At 37.2% G+C, this 20,498-nt stretch carries 19 protein-coding genes; all 19 read right to left on the reverse strand.

Features of this window, described 5'->3' with window-relative positions; genetic code table 11:
• Positions 1 to 2,985 (reverse strand): Ig-like domain-containing protein (locus tag HMPREF0634_RS01225; RefSeq protein WP_007788295.1); only part of this gene is annotated, 2,985 nt, incomplete at its 3' end.
• A gap of 345 nt (positions 2,986 to 3,330) precedes the next feature.
• A complete protein-coding gene (locus HMPREF0634_RS01230; protein ID WP_007788300.1) occupies positions 3,331 to 4,134 on the reverse strand; it encodes a class I SAM-dependent methyltransferase in 804 nt (267 codons plus the stop codon).
• Between the two features lie 288 nt (positions 4,135 to 4,422).
• Complete coding sequence (gene rbfA / locus HMPREF0634_RS01235; RefSeq protein ID WP_007788291.1) at positions 4,423 to 4,770, reverse strand: 30S ribosome-binding factor RbfA; 348 nt, start codon at positions 4,768 to 4,770, stop codon at positions 4,423 to 4,425.
• A gap of 27 nt (positions 4,771 to 4,797) precedes the next feature.
• Entirely contained in the window at positions 4,798 to 6,741 is a 1,944-nt protein-coding gene (gene infB / locus HMPREF0634_RS01240) for a translation initiation factor IF-2 (protein WP_007788292.1), read from the reverse strand.
• A 12-nt stretch (positions 6,742 to 6,753) separates the two neighbouring features.
• Entirely contained in the window at positions 6,754 to 7,068 is a 315-nt protein-coding gene (locus HMPREF0634_RS01245) for a L7Ae/L30e/S12e/Gadd45 family ribosomal protein (RefSeq protein ID WP_007788297.1), read from the reverse strand.
• Between the two features lie 4 nt (positions 7,069 to 7,072).
• Positions 7,073 to 7,348, reverse strand: a complete 276-nt coding sequence (gene rnpM / locus HMPREF0634_RS01250) for an RNase P modulator RnpM (protein WP_007788284.1) — start codon at positions 7,346 to 7,348, stop codon at positions 7,073 to 7,075.
• A 79-nt stretch (positions 7,349 to 7,427) separates the two neighbouring features.
• Positions 7,428 to 8,699 (reverse strand): transcription termination factor NusA, encoded by a 1,272-nt coding sequence (gene nusA / locus HMPREF0634_RS01255; protein WP_007788281.1) that lies wholly within the window; start codon positions 8,697 to 8,699, stop codon positions 7,428 to 7,430.
• A gap of 26 nt (positions 8,700 to 8,725) precedes the next feature.
• A complete protein-coding gene (locus HMPREF0634_RS01260) occupies positions 8,726 to 9,193 on the reverse strand; it encodes a ribosome maturation factor RimP (protein ID WP_007788296.1) in 468 nt (155 codons plus the stop codon).
• A 213-nt stretch (positions 9,194 to 9,406) separates the two neighbouring features.
• Positions 9,407 to 10,315, reverse strand: a complete 909-nt coding sequence (locus tag HMPREF0634_RS01265; RefSeq protein ID WP_007788294.1) for a DUF4846 domain-containing protein — start codon at positions 10,313 to 10,315, stop codon at positions 9,407 to 9,409.
• A gap of 164 nt (positions 10,316 to 10,479) precedes the next feature.
• The gene (locus tag HMPREF0634_RS01270) at positions 10,480 to 11,259 is read right to left on the reverse strand and encodes a phosphatidate cytidylyltransferase (RefSeq protein ID WP_007788288.1); all 780 of its coding nucleotides are present in this window, start codon (positions 11,257 to 11,259) and stop codon (positions 10,480 to 10,482) included.
• A 10-nt stretch (positions 11,260 to 11,269) separates the two neighbouring features.
• Positions 11,270 to 12,001: an isoprenyl transferase gene (locus HMPREF0634_RS01275; RefSeq protein ID WP_007788283.1), complete on the reverse strand. Its 732-nt coding sequence runs from the start codon at positions 11,999 to 12,001 to the stop codon at positions 11,270 to 11,272.
• Between the two features lies 1 nt (position 12,002).
• A complete protein-coding gene (gene frr, locus HMPREF0634_RS01280; RefSeq protein WP_007788285.1) occupies positions 12,003 to 12,560 on the reverse strand; it encodes a ribosome recycling factor in 558 nt (185 codons plus the stop codon).
• Positions 12,561 to 12,642: 82 nt separating this feature from the next.
• On the reverse strand, positions 12,643 to 13,350 hold the full coding sequence (pyrH, locus tag HMPREF0634_RS01285; RefSeq protein WP_007788298.1) for a UMP kinase: 708 nt from the start codon (positions 13,348 to 13,350) through the stop codon (positions 12,643 to 12,645).
• Between the two features lie 64 nt (positions 13,351 to 13,414).
• Entirely contained in the window at positions 13,415 to 14,323 is a 909-nt protein-coding gene (tsf, locus tag HMPREF0634_RS01290) for a translation elongation factor Ts (protein ID WP_007788289.1), read from the reverse strand.
• 103 nt (positions 14,324 to 14,426) lie between these two features.
• Positions 14,427 to 15,188: a 30S ribosomal protein S2 gene (rpsB, locus tag HMPREF0634_RS01295; protein ID WP_007788290.1), complete on the reverse strand. Its 762-nt coding sequence runs from the start codon at positions 15,186 to 15,188 to the stop codon at positions 14,427 to 14,429.
• A 180-nt stretch (positions 15,189 to 15,368) separates the two neighbouring features.
• A complete protein-coding gene (locus HMPREF0634_RS01300; RefSeq protein WP_007788299.1) occupies positions 15,369 to 16,544 on the reverse strand; it encodes an iron-containing alcohol dehydrogenase in 1,176 nt (391 codons plus the stop codon).
• Positions 16,545 to 16,647: 103 nt separating this feature from the next.
• Positions 16,648 to 17,340 carry a sugar phosphate nucleotidyltransferase gene (locus tag HMPREF0634_RS01305; RefSeq protein WP_007788287.1) on the reverse strand — a complete coding sequence of 231 codons (693 nt, stop codon included), beginning with the start codon at positions 17,338 to 17,340 and terminating at the stop codon, positions 16,648 to 16,650.
• 17 nt (positions 17,341 to 17,357) lie between these two features.
• Entirely contained in the window at positions 17,358 to 18,308 is a 951-nt protein-coding gene (locus HMPREF0634_RS01310; RefSeq protein ID WP_007788286.1) for a DMT family transporter, read from the reverse strand.
• Between the two features lie 44 nt (positions 18,309 to 18,352).
• The gene (locus HMPREF0634_RS01315; protein WP_007788293.1) at positions 18,353 to 20,236 is read right to left on the reverse strand and encodes a winged helix-turn-helix transcriptional regulator; all 1,884 of its coding nucleotides are present in this window, start codon (positions 20,234 to 20,236) and stop codon (positions 18,353 to 18,355) included.
• Positions 20,237 to 20,498 lie beyond the last annotated feature (262 nt).

The following is a 20,498-nucleotide window of genomic DNA, read 5'->3' on the forward strand; positions in this document are numbered from 1 at the left end:
TTTAAGTTTCTTATTAGTTACAGTCAGCCCACCTGATTGCGAATCTGCACCATAATCAACCTTGTACCAGTTGCCATCAAATTGTATTTTATAATCTTTTTCGCCGACTTCTTGAACAGAGTACTTATGATCATTTCCATGTTCATCTGTTTTATCTAAGTTTGTCCATGTATGGGTAATATTTCCATTTGTAAGCTGAACTGGTGTACCTTCTGGTTGTCCATCCTTTAAAAGTTGCAAGCTAATTGTAGGCTTATCTCCCATCAATGGTGTTTCATCTTGATTTTCCCACTTTTTAGTGACTTTTACTGTTATTTTTCCCTTTTTATTTTTAATGGTTGCAATTGTCGCTTCACCATTTATAACTTTTACTGGTATCGGGGTTTTGTCAAGTAGGTAACCAAGAGGTGCATCTGTCTCTATTATTTCATAGTCGCCTTGAGAAAGGCGCTCTGTCTCAGCCTCTCCTTGAGCATTAGTGATAATGTTCCACACTTTGCTCGGATCACCCACTTTTACAATTTTAAATTTTGCATTTCCCAGAGGTTTATTAGTATTATCAGAATCAACTTTTTTTATTTTAATTTTATTTGTTAAATCACCGCCACCAGTACCACTGCCTCCTGCAACTTGATAATAGCTATGACCTGTAATTATACTCTCTTTCGATTTAAATTCAGCTTTATTTTTTAATTTTAACCCCTCTTCATAAGTAGATTTATAAAATAAATACCATTGTGTTGCCTGCAATTTACCATCTACAGAATAACCTTTATCTTTCAAAAAATCGCTCATTCTGAAGGTAAACTTTCGCATATTACTGTCAAATTTAAGATAATTTTTCAATTCTTCATATTTAATAGATTTATATTTTGATTCACTTATATCATCTCCAGTACTATTAAATTCAGCTTGTTTAAGCCTAAACGTATCCAGTTTATATTTTATTCCTTCAGGCAATACGCCTGTTTCAGACGAGAGTTCATCACTAAGAACGACATCTGTGAAAGTACCCTTTTTGAAATTTAATCTAATAACCCACTCAGCTTCATTTAAAGCATCTTTAGTCTTATTAGCCCATTTAGCCAAGGCTTCATCAGGGTTTACATTTGGTTTTGGATTAATATGATGGGTGTGTGTCTTCCCATCAAAATAGTAAGAAATGGTATAACTTCCGTCTAATTGCTTAACATATTTAGTAGTATTAAATCTTGAATCAAGATAAAATTCTCCTTTTATATTTTCATGTGTTTCTACATAATCTTTAAAAGTAACTACAACATTGGCACCGCCTTCATTATTAGGAGTTGCAACCAAATGACCTAAAATTTTTCCATCTTCTGTTTTTAAATCAAACTCTATTTTATGCGCCAATATGAATTCATCTGGAATTTTAATCTTAAAAAAATCTTCTCTCTTCAATGTTTTACCATATTTACTAGCATCCCATTTAATTTTTATTTTAAACGCTTCATAATAATTATATGTATTAGCTGGATTTTCATCGTTTGTTCTTATTATATTAAAGTCTATTATCTTAGCGTCAACCTCTTTGGGATTTTTTGCAGTATCACGAGTTTCAATAGCAAAAGCGTAAACCGAAAAAGATGATGCATTAAATGAAACTTTAGATTCAGATGTAACTATAGCACTCGAATATTTATCCGGAATACCTGATTTACTTATGTGAATTACTTGAATATTTTTTCTTCCTATTTTTGTAAGTTCTTTTTTTACCTTGTCATCGGATATAGTCACTCTAACTGGTTTTATAGGCTGATATTCTTTACCCTTATCATCAAATATTTTAATATCATAGGCTGTCACTACTCTTTGATACTCAGGTAAAATATTATTTGAAAGTTCCACATATCTTGCAGTCGCATAACCACCTTTCGGTAATAAACCCTTTATATATATTGAAGGATGATTAGAGTTTGCAACTAGCTCAACTTCATATATTTGTTCTTTTAATTTATTATTTCCAACATTATCCTCATCTTTTTTCTGAGTATCCAAACTACCTGTTTCATTTTTGTTATTCGAATTAATTGAATCAGGACTTATTTTTTTTATCTTATCAAAATCTAGATCATTTTCAGCAACCAACCTAAATTCTGAGAAATGACTTACCTTTCCACTTAGTGTTACACTTTGTATTCCTTTTTCCTCCATGAAACCCTTAGCAGTCCTGTTTGTGTCAATTACTTTTGGAACACCATTTACTACATGATAAAGTTTTAAATTTACAGGCCTATCATCTGGTAGAAGATTAGATGTCCTATCCAAGATGAAAGATACCTTTACTTCTGTTCCCTTTGCAGGTTGTACTTCTTTGTTATTATTGTCCTTGAAAGTAATGTCATAAGCTATTTTGTCCTTAAGTTTTGACACCAACCTCACAGAAACAGTCGTTCCTTTAGGGAAAGCTCCCTTTGGTGCATCAACTTTTATAATCAGTCCTTTTTCTTGTTTTTCAAAAGATATTTTTTCACTTTCTAGATTTTCTTCTTTTATTTCAGGTGAAGTTTGTTTTTTATCTTGTTCTGAAGATGTATTTTCTTTAGCTTTTTCTTCAGTTTTTCCAAGTTTCTTTTCTTCTGAGTCTTGGCCACTATTCTTTCTAGGGTTCTCAACCTTCCTATCCTTAGAATTTTTATCTAAATCCTTTTTCTTAGGATCTTCTTTTGTCTTAGAATCTTCAATTTTGCCGTCTACATATTTATTGTCTAAATCCTTTTTATTTGGATTTTCAGGCTTTTTGTCTATAGGCTTTTTATCTAAACCTGTATTTTTAGATTTTTGTATTATTTGATTTTTGTTATTTTTAAGTGTTCTTTCACTTCTTGTAAAAGCCTTATCAGCACTTACGTTTTGGCTATAGGCTACTTTGTCGTCTGCATAGGACAGGTTGTTGCCAATACCCGAAACGAGAACATTAAATACCATGACAAGTGTTAATAAGATACTCATATGTTTTTTCACTCACATCACTCCTTACCCTCTTTATACCCTGAAACTTTTTAAATGTGCAATTTGAAATTCGAGCCCCTTGATACACCATAAAAAATTAATCACTAAATAAAGGTCCTAGTCAAATGCACAAATACACATAATAATTATACCATAATATATATATAGTGTCTAGATTTTTTAAAATTCGAATATTTTTAATTCAAACCAAAAGTAATACTTCTTATTAGTTAGTTCCTCATCGTGAACATATCTTAGTTCCATTTATTCATATCTTAGCGTCATTTATCTATACCTATTTATCCTTTCCTACTCTTAAACAAATGAGCAAAATATTCTATCGCAAAATATAAAGCCCTATAATTTTAGATGCATTATTAGTGTTCTATTCAATTTATCTGCAAAATACATATACACCCTTGTCATAAATTTTAACCCCTTACAAACTCTAAGCGCATCCTTAAAAAAGCCATCTACACTTATGAGTTCAGTATGAGTTTTATGTGCAAATTCAATCGGATTATCTATAGCAAAATACATCTGGGCATCCCTATTGCCAGTTTTCTTCACATACTTATTGGCTAGTTTTAAGCCAGCTGAATTTGTAGCATCAAAAACCAAGTCACCATTTGTAATCATATCTTTCATATCACTTATCATGGACAATATTTTTTCTTCTTTAAAGTATTGATATACTCCAGAAACAACAAGCAAAGTAGGCAGGGAAATATCTACTTCTTTTATCCAGTCAAGGCTGAACATATCTCCAGAAATTAGGCATTCATTTTCTGCCTCACCTAGTAGGCTTCTTCTTACCTCTATTACATCAGGTAAATCTACTTGATAAAAATTAACTGTTTTATTTCCTATACGGTTGTAAGCTGTTTCAAGTCCTGCACCTAGAAATACAACATTAGATAAATCTTTCGTTTCAATAAATCTTCTTATTTTTTTGTCTATGGTATACTGCCTGCAAACACTTGCCATATAAAAGTATTCTGTTGAATTTTCCTTTATCTCATTAGTAGGAATGAAACTTTCTAGTGATAGAGCTTTTTCATCATAGAAAAATTCCGGAAATTTTTTAGATGCATATATTCTTGCCATCAATGGAATATATAGTGTATCTTCAAGACCCTTTAGTGTATTTTTTTTATTCATATTAGCACCCTCTCAAAAAATCAATATAATGACTACTATTTTTGGTTCGTTACCATTAATTATACTCATTAGATATTTTAACATGTATAATCATTCATATTATATCATAATTATTGTTATTGAATCAATATCTCACAGGTCTGGTCTAGTACTAATAGCTTACTTATCTATATATGATATTTTAAAAGAATTGATTTATACACAAAAACAACCCTCCTTACTGAACTTTTATCCAGTAAAGAGGGTAAAACAGCAAAATATCTATAATTTTTTATACTAGTAAATTAGCTATTCTTCATCCTTATTGACACTCTTGATCAACTCATCCATATACATGCCTCTTTCTATAGAGTCATCTATCTTGAAGACTATTTCGGGTGCATATCTTAACTTGACCTGCCTACCTACTTCTCTTCTTATATATCCCCTGGCTGAGTTTAAGCCCTCTAAAGATGCTTCCCTATCTCCTCCTAGTATACTTATGTATACAAAGGCATATCTTAGGTCATTTGTAACTTCTACATCAGTTACACTGATCATAGATGTTATTCTTGGATCTTTTATTCCATTAATCAGCATACTACTGACTACTTTTCTTACTTCTTCACTAATTCTCTTTATCCTGTTTGAAGCCATATTCTACCCCTCTTCTCTGAGGCACTATTAGTCTAGAGTTCTTTCGACCTCTTTAGTGATATATGCCTCTACTATATCACCCGGCTTGATATCGTTGTAGTTTACAAAACTCAAACCACACTCAAATCCCTGGGCTACTTCCTTTACATCATCTTTAAACCTCTTCAAGGCAGCTAGTTCACCTTCGTGGATGATTATACCATCCCTAACTATTCTAACCTTAGAAGCTCTCATTATCTTACCTGATGTTACATAGCAACCTGCAACTGTTCCAACACCAGATATCTTGTATATTTCTCTTATTTCTACCTTACCTGTATCTTCATCTACATAGTCAGGGTCTAGCATACCACTCATGGCAGCCTTGATATCTTCTATTGCCTTGTATATGATTGTGTATGTTCTAATATCAACAGATTCTTTTTCAGCAACCTGCTCTGAGCCGGATACTGGTCTAACGTTAAATCCTATGATTATAGCATTAGATGCAGATGCAAGTAGGACGTCTGATTCTGTGATGGCACCAACACCACCATGGATGACCTTAATGGCAACCTCTTCGTTAGACAACTTTTCTAAAGACTGCTTTACAGCCTGGACAGAACCCTGAACGTCCGCCTTTATTACTATGTTAAGGTCCTTAACCTTTCCTTCTGACATCTGGGCAAATAAGTCATCAAGAGAAATCTTTGAAGATGCCTTTAACATTTCCTCTCTCTGCATTGCCTGTCTCTTTTCGGCTATAAGTCTAGCTGTCTTGTCATTAGGAGTTTCAGCAAACTGGTCTCCACCTGCTGGAACTTCAGATAGGCCTAGTATTTCTACTGCTGTAGATGGACCGGCTTGTTTGATCCTCTTACCCTTGTAGTTAATCATGGCCCTTACCTTACCTGATGCTACACCAGCAACGATCGGGTCACCAACGCTTAGGGTACCACCCTGGACCAATACGGTAGCAACTGGACCCCTATTCTTGTCAAGTTCTGCTTCTATTACAGTACCTACAGCCCTCTTATTAGGGTTTGCCTTTAGTTCTTGAATCTCTGCTACAAGTAGTACCATCTCTAGTAGGTTCTCTATATTTATCCTCTTCTTTGCTGATACTTCTACAGAAATTACATCTCCGCCCCAGTCTTCAACCAATAAACCTTGCTCAGATAATTCCTGTTTTACCCTATCAGGATTGGCACCTGGCTTGTCTATCTTGTTTATAGCTATTATCAAAGGTACATCGGCTGCCTTAGCATGGTTTATGGCCTCAATAGTCTGTGGCATGATACCATCGTCTGCCGCAACTACCAGGATAGCTATATCTGTAACCTGGGCACCTCTGGCCCTCATTGATGTAAAGGCTTCATGACCAGGTGTATCCAAAAATACTATCTTCTGACCATTTATCTTTACTTCAGATGCACCTATATGCTGGGTAATACCACCAGCTTCTCCTGAGATTACGTCTGTGTCTCTTATTGCATCTAGTAGGGATGTCTTACCGTGGTCAACGTGACCCATCACAGTTACTACTGGTGGTCTTGGCACAAGGTCTTTTTCATCATCCTCTTCTATTTCCATCAAGGCCTCTATTTCTAGTTCTTCTATCTCTGAATTATCAGACCTCATTAGGGTAAAACCAAATTCACTACAGACTAGGGCGGCTATATCAAAGCTTATCTCCTGGTTTATAGTTGCCATGGTACCCATCTTCATCAATTTCATGATTACTTCTGAAGCTGGCTTGTCCATCTGACTTGCAATTTCCTGGACTGTTATCTTGCCATCTACTTCAACGACATTTCCCTTTGCTTCCTTTATTTCTTCATTTAGCATTTCTATAAATAGCTGTAGGTTTTCACCCTCTAAATTTTTCTTATCTTCTGTTGTTTCTACACCAAAGTCATTAATTTTCTTTGCGATTTCTTTTTCGCTCATCTTATAATCTTCGGCAATCTTTTTTATGCTAGTCTTAGACATAAAAACCACCTCCTATATCTCAGTCCCGTCCAACAAGATCAATATCTGGTCTGACATCTTCTTGTCCTTTATTCCAAGTACAGCCCTGGGACTTTTACCTATAGACCTACCCAATTCTTCCTTTGTTCCGAATTGCCTGCAGGCTATATTTCTATAACTGGACTTGTCTGTAAATAATTTTTTTGTATTAGCTGATGCGTCATCAGCAAGTATAATTAGGCTTAGTCTCATTTTTTTAAGGTCTCTTAGGGTAGTATCATCACCTGATACTAGGTTGCCCGACCTCATAGCTAGACCCAACCATGAATATATCTTTTTTTCATTCATGCCGCTAATCCTCTAGTTTTTCTAGCTGACCTAGTAGGTGTTCATAGACTTGGTCATCTACATCCATTTTAAAGGCCCTATTTAGTTGTTTAGACTTGATGGCCTTAGTTAGACATTCCTTGTTGGCGCATACATAGGCACCCCTACCATTGGCCCTGCCTGTAGGATCAATAAAGATTTCATTTTCCTTGTTTTTTACGATCCTAATTAACCCCTTCTTTGTATCCCTAGTTTGACAAACTATGCACTTTCTCTGGGGTACTTTTTTTTGCTTTTGCATTGGACACCTCCAATATATTTTCTAACCATCCTGCCAGTCTACTATTAGTTTAAGTGACTGGGGAAGATACCTGCTATAATTAGTCTTGTATTTCTTCTTGAACGTCTTCTCCTAAATCAGATTCTTCTGATTCTAATTCTGAAGTTTCTCCAGTTTCAAAGTCTTCTTCATCTTGGCCTGCCAGTATTTCTGCTTCTTCATGAGCCTTTAGTTCAGCCTCTTCAACCAATCTCTTAGCTTCCTCTTCAGCTGCAATTTTGTTTTTCTCTATTTCTTCTAATAGGGCAGCCTCTTCTTCTGGACCAAATTCTGATTCTGGTTTGATATCTATCTTCCAGTTAGTCAACCTTGCAGCAAGTCTAGCATTCTGACCTTCCTTACCGATTGCAAGCGATAACTGGTAATCAGGCACTATAACTATGGCAGACTTGTTTGCTTCGTCTATAAATACCCTTGTTACCTTGGATGGGCTAAGGGCTGCTTCTATAAATGTGGCTGGGTCATCGCTGTACTTAACTATGTCTATCTTTTCATCACCTAGTTCATCAACTATATTTCTAACCCTGGCCCCCTGCGTACCAACACATGCACCGATTGGATCTATATTTTCATCTATAGACTTAACTGCCATCTTAGTCCTAGATCCGGCCTCTCTTGATATAGATTTGATATGGACAATACCTTCTTGGATTTCAGGTACCTCCATTTCAAATAACCTCTTTACCAGACCAGCATTAGTTCTTGATAGCAGAATCTGTGGATTCTTGTTTGTCCTGTTTACTTCAAGAACATAGAACTTCATATTGCTACCAATCTTGTAGTCTTCATTCCTAATCTGCTCGCTCTGTAGTAGGACACCTTCGCCCTTACCTATCTGGACAAATACTATTTGCTTGCCATCTCTTGACGATGTCCTTGATATTTCACCAGTCACTAATTCATCCTGCTTTTCAAGGAATTCATTATATGTCATTTCACGTTCAGCTTCTCTTATCTTCTGAACTACGATTTGCTTAGCTGTCTGGGCTGCAATCCTACCGAAGTCTTTTGGTGTAACCTCGTGCTCAATTATGTCTCCTAGCTCATAGTTAGGATTTATTTCCCTGGCTTCTGATAGCTCTATTTCTAAGAAGTTGTCGTATAGGTCTGATTCATCTACAACCACTCTCTGAGAATATACCTTTATATCACCTGTTTCCCTGTTCATATCTATTCTGACATTCTGGGCAGAACCAAAGTTCTTCTTGTAGGCAGATGTCAATGCCTGTTCTATAGTTTCTAGCAATACATCCTTGTCTATTCCCCTATCTCTTACAAGCTCATCAAGGGCTTGTATAAATTCTGTGTTCATTATTACCTCCGATTTATTTACCTATATTAAAATACAACTGCCAGCCTAATCTGGGCAATTTCTTTCCTGTCAAATTTCTTTTCTGTATCCCCTATGGATACTACTACCATACCATCTTGGTCAAGACCTCTTAATTCTGCCTCAAACTGCTTGGTTTTTAGGTCTTGGTCATTCTTATAAAGTTTAACTTCTACAGTCTTACCTGCATACTTGCTAAACTCCTTGTCCCTCTTTAGGACCCTGTCTATACCTGGTGAACATACTTCCAAGAAGTAGTTATCTTCTATATAGTCTTCTTCATCAAGTATAGGGTTAATTTCCCTACTTACCTTTTCACATTCATCAAGGCCTATTCCGTTTTCATGGTCTATAATTACCCTTAGGTAGTATACACCTGCTTCTTTGACGTATTCTACATCAACAAGCTCATATCCAAAGCCTTCGACACTTGGTTGAATCTTTTCTTCAACCCTCTGTGCAATGTTTTTCTTCATAGCACACCTCCTATTCAATTGTCAAAAATATTAAATTGTCTATATCAAACCCATCCTTTTAAAACCTTTTTGGTCATTAGGAGATCAGGTCTAAGATATCAGTATGAATCAGCATGAAAAAATGTGAGCCAAAAGATGCCTCACATTTAAAACACATATTCAATACATTCATAATACCATACTTTTGGTGGTTTTTCAAGGTATTTCAAGTATTTAATTGAATCGCTTCAATTCATTTAACTCAAAGGTCCACTGAGGTGTTATCATCTTACCGGACTTTTTCACTTCATCCAGACTGTACCATGGACTAATTTCCTTGTTGGCCTTGTTTACCAAAACCTGGGTCTGCTGGGCTGGCATATATGACTGGGCTAGCATAAAGACCTTTTCACCCTTGTGATTTTCAGCCATATCTATAACCATAATAGCGTGGCCTACCCTCTTAGTTCCCGGAGTACCACCCCTGACAAAGACATCTCCTATCTGCATATCATCTATACTTACACCATGGGTATCTTTGACCAAAGAAAGGGTACCACAGTAGCCATATACCACATTCATGAACTTCTTGTAGACTTTCTCAGACCTATCTGGCTCAGCCATCAAAAAGTACTGACCTGTTTCTGGGTCAACCCTATAACCTCTTGTATACTTGGAAAAATCAGCTAGTCCAGCCGATACAAAGTTAAATTTGATCTTGTCATACTGGCCTGTCTGGTAAAGATAGTCTCCCCTAAACTTAAAGCAGGCATCAGCACAGTGAAGGAGGTTTTTACCTTCTAAATCTATGTCAAAAACTGAATCGTAGACACCTTCTGATGGCTTCACCTTGCCATTATAATAGTATGACTTTTCCCCATACTTTTTAAGTTTTTCATGTCTTAAAAATTCTCCGAAAGATCCCTTTGTAAGCTTGACCCTTGTATATCCCTCAGGTGTTTTATATCTGGTCTCTATATTGTCACCATCCTTATTTACTAGAGACTTAACTTGATTACCTGAATCCTTGTCACTGGATGTGCCTTCCTTGCTTCCACAGGCTGTTAATGATATGGCCATTCCCAGGCAGATTGCAAGTAGGACCAGTCCAGATTTTTTAGTAAGCTTTATTTTACTATTCATACTATCCTCCCAACAAAATACGACCATTTATAGAGGTGGTTAACCTACACAATTATATGGGACAAGATCCCCTTATAAAAAAGTCCCCCTACCTCATACAAGGCAGAGGGACATTAAATAGCTATTTGATCACTCTGAATTACTTATTCAATTATATCACAAATTTACTTTAAAAGGTAGATTAATAGAAAATATACATATGGTGCTACCAGTAGTACACTATCAAACCTGTCCAATACACCACCATGGCCTGGGATTATTTTTCCATAATCCTTGATATCTACATACCTCTTGATTGCCGATGCTATCAGATCACCCATCTGGGCGATAATACTACCAAATAATGATATAATTACCATTACACCTATAGGCAACTTGAATATTAGGCCAAATATTATACAGGCTATAATTGATCCTGCAATACCTCCCAGACTACCTTCGATAGTTTTTTTAGGACTGGTCTTTGGCATTAGCTTGTGCCTACCAAACCTCCTGCCTACAAAGTATGCGAAGGTATCTGTCATGAAGGCGATTATAAATACCAACCAAACATATATATGACCCCTGTCAAGCCTTTCTGATATAAGAATTATGTAGTTGAAGCAAAAGCATATGTATAGTATGCCTGAAAAAGTCAATGACAAGTCAACTACGTCTCTCTTTTGCTTAAGTACATAAATTATGGCCACTAAAAATAATACGAACATTATAAAGGCATATACACTTGTGCTCCACGCAAATAGATTAGCTAAGAAGATAGCTACTACAAATGCATATCCAATTTCATATATAGGACGTTTTTGAATCTTGACAAATGCATTATAAAATTCATGTAATGCTACCCCCATAAGGACCAGACCACCAATGTAAAGTGGCAGCCCACCTAATACCAGTAGTATTAGGAGTGGTAGCATAATCATTGCGGAAACCAATCTCTGCTTCATAAGTTCACCCCTACTTTATACCGCCAAAACGCCTATCCCTGCTCTGGTAAGCAAAAATAGCCTTTTGTAGCTCCTTCTCATCAAAATCAGGCCAGTGGATATCAGCAAAATAAAACTCTGAATAGGCTAATTCCCACAACAAGAAGTTACTCAACCTCTGTTCACCACTGGTCCTTACAACAAGGTCCGGGTCTGGAGACTCCTTAGTTGATAGGTGGCTTGATATAAGGTCGTCACCTATATCGTCTACTGAAATTTTGCCATCTACTACTTCCTGACTGATGTTTTTTACTGCATTTACCAAGTCATTCCTACCCCCATAGTTTAGGGCAAGCGACATTACAAGACCTGTATTATCTTTAGTCTTTTCCTTGGCATGGTCTAGTTCTTCTATACATGCTTGAGGTAGCTTGCTAATATCCCCTATAGTAAGTATTTTGACATTGTTTTTATGCAGTTCCTCTAATTCATTTCTCAGATACTTGACCAAGAGACCCATCAAGGCAGATACCTCTTCCTTTGGACGTTTCCAGTTTTCAGTGGAAAATGCATATAGAGTTAGGTACTTGACCCCTAGTCTAGAGCATTCCTTTACTACCTTCCTGATTGTTTCTACACCAACCTTGTGTCCATAAGTCCTAGGCATAAACCTTGACTTGGCCCACCTGCCATTACCATCCATTATGATTGCTATATGAGCAGGTACCTTGTCCAAGTTAATATCATAGAATAAATTTTCCATTTTACACTTCCATTATATCTTTTTCTTTGTTAGCAGTTAGCTCTTCTATAGTCTTGATGTACTTGTCAGTCATCTTCTGAACTTCATCAATTGCCTTCTTTGCATCATCCTCAGCTAGTTCTCCTGCCTTTTCCATCTTTTTGATCTTGTCATTGGCATCTCTTCTGTCGTTTCTAATCCTTACCTTGAAACTTTCAGAAGCCTTTGATGCCTTCTTTGCAAGTTCTTTTCTTCTTTCTTCTGTTAGTGGTGGCACAACCAGTCTGATTACAGAACCATCATTTGCTGGCGCTATACCAACATCAGACTCTGATATTGCCTTTTCTATAGTATGAATACTAGACTTATCCCATGGAGTTATTGTTAGTATTCTACCTTCAGATACAGCAATAGCAGCCATTTGGTTTACTGGTGTAGGTGTACCATAGTAGTCAACCCTTACCTTATCCAACATTGAAGCATTGGCTCTACCTGCCCTGATAGTACCAAATTCAAACTTTAAGGCCTCTATCGTCTTTTCCATTTGTTCTTCTAATTGAACATGCACATCCAGTTTCATATTTTACCTCCTAATATGCGTTACCCATACGCTTAAAATTTTTTAAATTCTATTTATATATATTATACTACTATTTTGCTTACTATTCTACAGTAGTACCGACATCTTCTCCATAAACAACCTTAATTATATTTTCAGTATTTAATTCAAATACCTTTATAGTAATCTTATTGTCCATACATAGTGAAGTCGCTGTCGAATCCATTACCTTTAGTTCCCTATTGATTACCTCCATGTATGAAAGCTTAGTGAACTTCTTAGCATCAGGATGCTCCTTTGGATCCTTGTCATATACAGCATCTACATTCTTGGCAAGAAGGATTACATCTGCCTCCATTTCAGCTGCCCTTAAGGCTGCAGCAGTATCTGTTGAGAAGTATGGGTTACCTGTTCCTGCTCCAAATATAACTACCCTACCCTTTTCAAGGTGTCTAACAGCCCTTCTTCTGATATATGGTTCTGCTACCTTGTTCATTTCTATACCAGTCTGAACCCTTGTTGGCACGCCTATATTTTCTAATGAATCCTGTAGGGCCATGGCATTCATTACAGTTGCCAACATACCTATATAGTCAGCAGTAGTCCTATCCATACCCTGGCTAGTTCTACCTCTCCAGAAGTTTCCTCCACCAACAACTACAGCTACTTCTACGCCTACGTCATTCAGTTTCTTGATTCCCAAAGAGATTTCACTTACAACATCGTTGTTTATACCAAATCCAGTCCCTCCAGAAAGGGCCTCTCCACTTATCTTTAGTAATACTCTCTTATACATTGGCTGTTCACTCATTTTTACTCCTCCTAACAATATCTTAAAAAAAAGAGAACACAAGAAGTGTCCTCTTTAATTACAATTACTTCATCTGCTTAGCTACTTCTTCAGCAAAGTTTTCTTCTCTCTTTTCAATACCTTCACCAACTTCGTACCTAACCATACTAGCAATGCTAATATCGCTAGCTACTTCCTTAGCAACCTTAGCTATAAGTTTAGATATAGTCAACTCAGAATCTTTTACGAATACCTGGTCAACCAAGCATACTTCCTTTAATTCCTTGTTTAATCTACCAACAACCATCTTTTCAACTATATTAGCTGGCTTTCCTTCATTAAGGGCCTGCTGAGTTAATATTTCAGTTTCATGAGCTATATATTCTGGATCTACGTCATCTCTAGAAATATACTTTGGATTCATAGCAGCAACCTGCATAGCTATATCCCTACCAAGAGTTAATACTCTTTCATCATTCGAATCCGTAGCAAGTTCAACCAAAACACCAATCTTTCCACCACCGTGGATATATCCTGCTACCTTGCCCTTAGTAGAAATTCTTTCAAATCTTCTAACGTCTAGCTTTTCACCGATTGTAGCAACTCTATCATTTAATACATCCTTTAGAGCCTTACCTTCCTTGTGGTTTGAAGCAAGAAGTGCATCTAGGTCAGCAGCATCTCCTTCTAGTACCATTTCAGCTACATCTGCTACAAAGTCCTTGAAATCCTGGTTCTTTGCAACGAAGTCAGTTTCTGAGTTTACCTCTACTACTGCAGCAAGAGTGTTGTCAGCATTAGTTTTTATAGTAACTAGACCTTCTGCAGCTACTCTATCAGCCTTTTTAGCAGCCTTAGAAAGACCCTTTTCTCTTAATATATCAACAGCTCTTTCCATATTTCCATCAGCTTCAGTAAGAGCCTTCTTGCAGTCCATCATACCTGCGCCTGTCGCTTCTCTTAATTCTTTTACCATCTGTGCAGTTACAGCCATTGTAAAATCCTCCTAATAATTTTGTAATAATTTTCCTATTGTATTCACAAAATGGTAAGGGCAATGCCCTTACCATAAGCTTTACATATTAAATGTAATCTGATTACATTTCTTCTGTTGTTTCAGTAGTTTCTTCAGTTTCTTCAACTTCAACAGCTTCAGATTCTTCAGCTACGTCATCAAGACCTTGTCTAGCTTCGATTATGGCACTAGCCATTGCTCCAGTTATTAACTTTACAGCTCTGATAGCATCATCATTAGCTGGGATTGGATAGTCGATTTCATCTGGATCACAGTTAGTATCAACTGTTCCTATTACAGGAATACCTAGTCTATGAGCTTCCTGGATAGCTATGTTTTCTTTTCTTGGGTCTACTACAAATAGTGCAGCTGGTAGTTCAGGCATATCCTTAACACCGCCTAAGAACTTTTCTAGCTTTTCTTTTTCAGCTCTTAACTTGATTACTTCCTTCTTTGGTAGTACATCAAATGTACCATCTTCTTCCATTGCTTCCAATTCTCTTAGCTTCTGGATTCTAGTCTTGATTGTCTTGTGGTTAGTTAGCATACCACCTAGCCATCTTTCATTTACGAAGTACATACCACATCTCTGAGCTTCTTCCTTGATAGCTTCCTGAGCCTGCTTCTTAGTACCAACGAAAAGGATTGGCTTACCAGTTTCTGCTACTTCCTGCATGAACTTGTATGCTTCATCAATCTTCTTTACTGTCTTCTGTAGGTCAATGATATATATTCCATTTCTTTCTGTGAATATAAACTTGGCCATCTTTGGGTTCCATCTTCTTGTCTGGTGACCGAAGTGTACACCAGCTTCTAGCAATTGCTTCATTGAAATTACTGACATTTAATTTTTCCTCCTTGGTTTTTACCTCCAGCACGTTCTACTTCCTAAAAAACCCTATAGGCACCTTTTAAGAATCCCGTTGCTGTGTTTATTTAATTTAGTTTTATAAAATAACCTCTATCATTTTAACATCTATACCTAGACCTGTCAAGTTATTTAGCTATATTACTTATCCTATTTCTACAAAGCAGCCTGGTATATTTTAACTATATCCTCTGCCTCTAAATTTACAAATCCCTGGATACTTCCACCCTTGACATTAGCAGCATGCTTGGCCATAACTTCAAAGTTTTCATCGTTTATACCTACTTCAGTCAGGCTGGCCGGTATATTAAGGTCCTTGCAGAAGAAGTCTTGTGTCAAGTCAATTGCCTTATTAGCTATTTCGTACTTGTCTAGACTTGGGTCAAGCCCCCATACATTTATACCATAATCGACAAAATTATCCAGTGTGTCATCATTTAGGACATACCTCATCCAGTGTGGTGTCAATATAGCTAGACCTACGCCATGAGTAACATCATAGTAGGCGCTTAGCTCATGTTCCATTGGATGGACAGACCAGTTATTGGCAGACCCGCCTGATAATAAACCATTTATTGCCCATGAAGATGCCCACATCAGGTTGGCCCTGGCTTCATAGTTGTCTGGTTCCTTACATGCAATAGGCCCATAGTGAAAGCAAGTCTTTAGGATTGCCTCAGCAAACCTGGCCTGAAGGTAGCCACCTTTAACATTGGTAAAGTAGTTTTCAAAGGTATGACTGATAATATCCGCAGTACCTGCTGCCGTATGCTTGGCTGGTACTGTATAAGTGTACTCTGGGTCCAGTACAGATGCTTTTGGCAGGGTAATACCCGGCATACCTGTTCCCAACTTTTGGTTTGTTGTCATATTTGATATTACCGCATTGGCATTCATCTCTGATCCTGTAGCTGAAAGTGTTAGTACAGTAAATATAGGTATAGCATCTACTATTTTTTTCCTATCAAGGACCAGGTCCCAAGGGTCTCCATCATACTTTACACCAGCCGCAATTACCTTGGAGCAGTCTATTGAGCTTCCACCACCAACTGCAAGTATACCACCCAGTTGGTTTTCCTTACAGAGTTTTATACCTTCTACAACCGATTCTATCCTTGGATTTGGGTCTACCCCACTCAACTCTTCAAAGTATATATTATTATCCTTTAGCTCTGCCACTACAGAGTCATATATTCCATTTTTCTTGATACTACCCCCACCGTATACCAAGAGTAACCTGTCTGTATACTTTATTATATCCTTGCCTAACTTTTTGATTTGTCCCTTACCAAAGTGAATATTTGTGTCTAAGTGCATGTTGAAATTGTACATAAAATCGCCCCTCTTCAAATAAATATAATTAGTATATTAATACATAAAAGCCCGCCAGATTGTGACCCTTATCAAGGTAGATCAATGTGACTAGTCATTTATATTAATCAAGCTGTGAACCTAGATAGGCTTCTACCTTTTTCAAGTCTTCTACACTATCTATTTCCATTAGGTCATTTTTTTCTAACTTTTTGATATTGACATTAAGGTAGTCCATATTGTCTTTTACTACGTCATCCCAGTACTTGTTCAGGTAGTCATCAATCTCTTCAATCTTGTCCAGTTTTTCCTTGATATATTGCCCATCCTGGTGGTCCCAATAAGAAACGCCACACATGATATAACCATCACCATCACATATGTCAATAGCACTAACCTTGTCCTCAGAATCTACCACCAACTTCCACTCATTGACAAAAGCTTCCTTGTGACAAGAAAAATAGGTAGACCTGGAAATACCAGGGTCTATGATATTTTTGTTCATATATATATCCCCTTCTAGGACATATGAACAACCTAAAAGGTCTCTTACCTTGTACATAGAGTAAATGTTATTGTATACGTCAAACTTCTCGTTGAATACCAGCTTAACCCCATACCTGTCGACCAGGTATTCGAAGGCCTCCTTCTGGTAGCCTACAACCATAACTATATCATCTATACCCTTTTCTTTTAAAAATCTTACTTGTCTCTCTGCCATGGCTTCACCTGCAACCTCTACCAGAGACTTTGGTTTATTGTCTGTAAGGGGTCTTAGTCTAGTCCCCATACCAGCAGCTAAAATAATTGCTCTCATACTCTTAACTCCTATTGTTATGCTTCAGCCTGGTCCTTAGAAACCAATACCGACCCAATAATGATCAATACTGAACAAAATACCAGTTTTAGATTAAATTCTGCCCCCAAAGCTATAATAGATATTATCATGGCCCATATTGAATATGTAATATTAAGGCCCGTTGCCTTGACTGGACCTATAGAGTCTATAGCACTATAATAGCATACATAAGATGCAGTTCCAATAAAGGCAGTTATTGCGATAAAAATCATTAGCTTGGACGTGATTATCTCCACAGAAAGTGGAGCCCCTTTAATAAATAATACCACAATGATGACATATATGAAAGCAGAAGTCATCTGTCTAATCCATAAAGCTTCTACAGGAGTTACGTCATCTTTCATACCGTAGGCACAGATAACACTCTCAAGCGACCAGGCTACAACGGTTATAAGGGCTGCAACAAAGCCAAGGGCAAAGTTTTTCACCTGGACATCTCCCGGAGTATATCCCAAAATAATTATCGATAGGATACTTAAAAATAAACCAAACCATCCTTTTTTTGTTAATTTTATATGTAGGAATACATAGCTAAAGAAGGCTCCGGCAGCAGGATACATAGCAGATATAGACGCCGTATAACTAGCACCTATATTTGTAATAGCAAACATATAGGCCATCATCCCTATAGGACCCCCAAACAGGGCTGCCAATATTACAAACCTACCACTCCTTGTCCATAAAAGTCTGGCTGTATGCATAAAATCCTTCCTGATAATAGACAAAATCGTCATCCAAAAGGCAGATGAAAAATCATGTAAGAAGGCACCTACTATTGGTGCTATTGCTATAGCCTGGGCAGTTGATACAAAGGGCGACATGGCCAATATTACGCCGGTCAAGACTGTATCCATCCCCCAAAAAATACCAGACAAAAGGGCCGTTGATACCCCAAACTTCAAGTTATTTCTATACTTCTTTCTCATTTTATCCTCCGAACACATAAAATACTCATTTTTAAACACTAAACCTACATATATATTTCATAGAATTTTTCTACATTCTGCTTGGCCCTTTCATACCTCATTGGGCCATAGTCACCAAACGATACTCCCTTTGCCTCCTTGTAGACTGTCCATATAGACCATAGGAAGTCCTGGCAAATCTTGAATAGGAGAATTTTTTCCTCCTGGACCGGACTAGGCTTGTCTGACCCCTTCTTCAAATCATAGTCTATGCTAAAATACTTATTTTTAAATAGGTCTTCCTCATCCTTGTTGAAATCACATTCTATGATATGACCTGCTATATCCCACATAGGGTCATTCATCCCTGCATACTCCCAATCTATCAGGTAGTTCCTGTCTGCCCCCTTGATAAAGTTCTCAGGTACTGTATCATTGTGGCAAGTATAACGGTCTCTTCCTATGTCTTCCAGGACACCCTCTAGGGCCATGACCTTCCTCCTTATAATAGGATATTCATCATCATAGTAGCGACCATTGACATCCGCTACCAATTTTTCATACTTTTCAATCTCCCTAAATACGTTAAATTCATTGTCAAAGTCTACACAAGAAAAATGTAGTTTCTTAAGTAGCTGGGCCACTATTTCCATATTTTCTTCCTTCTTGGCTGTTGTAGGGTTTAGGGTTTCTGCATTTTCTATCAGCCTACTAACCTTGGTACCAGTCTCTTCGTTAAAGTATAAGGTATCTGTATTAAGACCTAGAATTCCACCTATAATAGAATTAGCTTTTTCATTGCCCCTACTTATCATACTCTTGGTACCTGCCCCAGCCACCCTAAGTATATAAGCCTGACTACCAATATCTACCTTGTAATTCTTGTTGGTCATACCGCCGGCTGGTTCTATCGTCCCTATTTCATCTTCCTTTACCCCAAGGGCATCTATAAGCTCGGCCTTTACATCTGCAAGTTTCATGCGGTCATCCCTTCTCAAGATACCTGAATATACCTGTCCCTTGGCCCTGGCAAAGTTGTCCTTGTTATTAATTTCGTACCACATAAGGTCATCAAGTTTGATATAGCCAACCTTGTATTCTCTTCCTACATCTATTATGGTATGCTCATAGTCCATGTAGGGATTTTTATTTTTGCTGTACTGGTCTAACATCTTATTGTAGAAGGAATTTGATATTTTAGCCAGACCCACCAATTCCCCATCTACCCTGTTAAACTGGTGGATATCCTTAGATAGCTTATAAACCCAACCATCCCTAATCTCAACCAAAGTTTCATTTCCTGAACCTGACTCGGATGTTATCAACATCGTAGTCTGATCAGGGCTTGCCAAAAGACTCTTTATAGCCCTTTCCTCAAAGATTAGGTTGTCTGACATCAAGATAAAGTTGCCCCTTATATAGTCCTTGCATAGGGATAGGGCATACATACTTCCCCTGTACTTGTACTTATCGTTTTCAACCAGCCTTATCTTTTGATTAGACAGGGCCAATTCCTTGTAGTAGTCGGACTTATAGCCTGCCACCACTATTATCTCCTCAAGGTCTAAATCTTCCAGGAGCTTCAATATCCTCTTTGCCACAGTTTCCTCACCTATCTTCAGGAAGCCTGTAGGTTTACCAAAGTCACCAATGACCCTATCTGCTAATATTACTGCCTGGGACAAGCCCTCTTGGTCTTTTTTAGACTCCAGGTTAATCCTCCTGTTCTGGTTTTCCACTATAAAGTTTTCAAGTACTTCCATTCCCTGCCTAGTCAAGCTATAGTCTGACTTTGAGTTGGGTGCCTTTACTATATAGTTTTCTTCTTCAAGGTTCTTGACAATAGAGTTTACTGCCCCAAGTGATATACCTGACTCATCAGCCAACATTCTCTGTGTCACCTTTTCATTATTATTTATCAACAACAAAATATCATATAATCTACTCATTTCATCAATCCTCCTGTTATTTGTTCATTATATGAACATAAATAAAGTATATTCTTTTTAGACGAAATTGTCAATATAAAGCTTAAAATACCTAAAACTCCTATAACCTATAGGATACACTTTTAATTACCTTTATTTTGTTATTTTTGCTCTCCGACACCTAATCGTATGGTCATATTTCAATGAATTTACAAGATATATGTTAGCAAGCTAGTCTATATTTAAGCTCTCCTCTTAAGACTAAATATTTTATCCCATTAAC

This window comes from Peptostreptococcus stomatis DSM 17678, from assembly GCF_000147675.1.
Classification (GTDB): domain Bacteria; phylum Bacillota; class Clostridia; order Peptostreptococcales; family Peptostreptococcaceae; genus Peptostreptococcus; species Peptostreptococcus stomatis.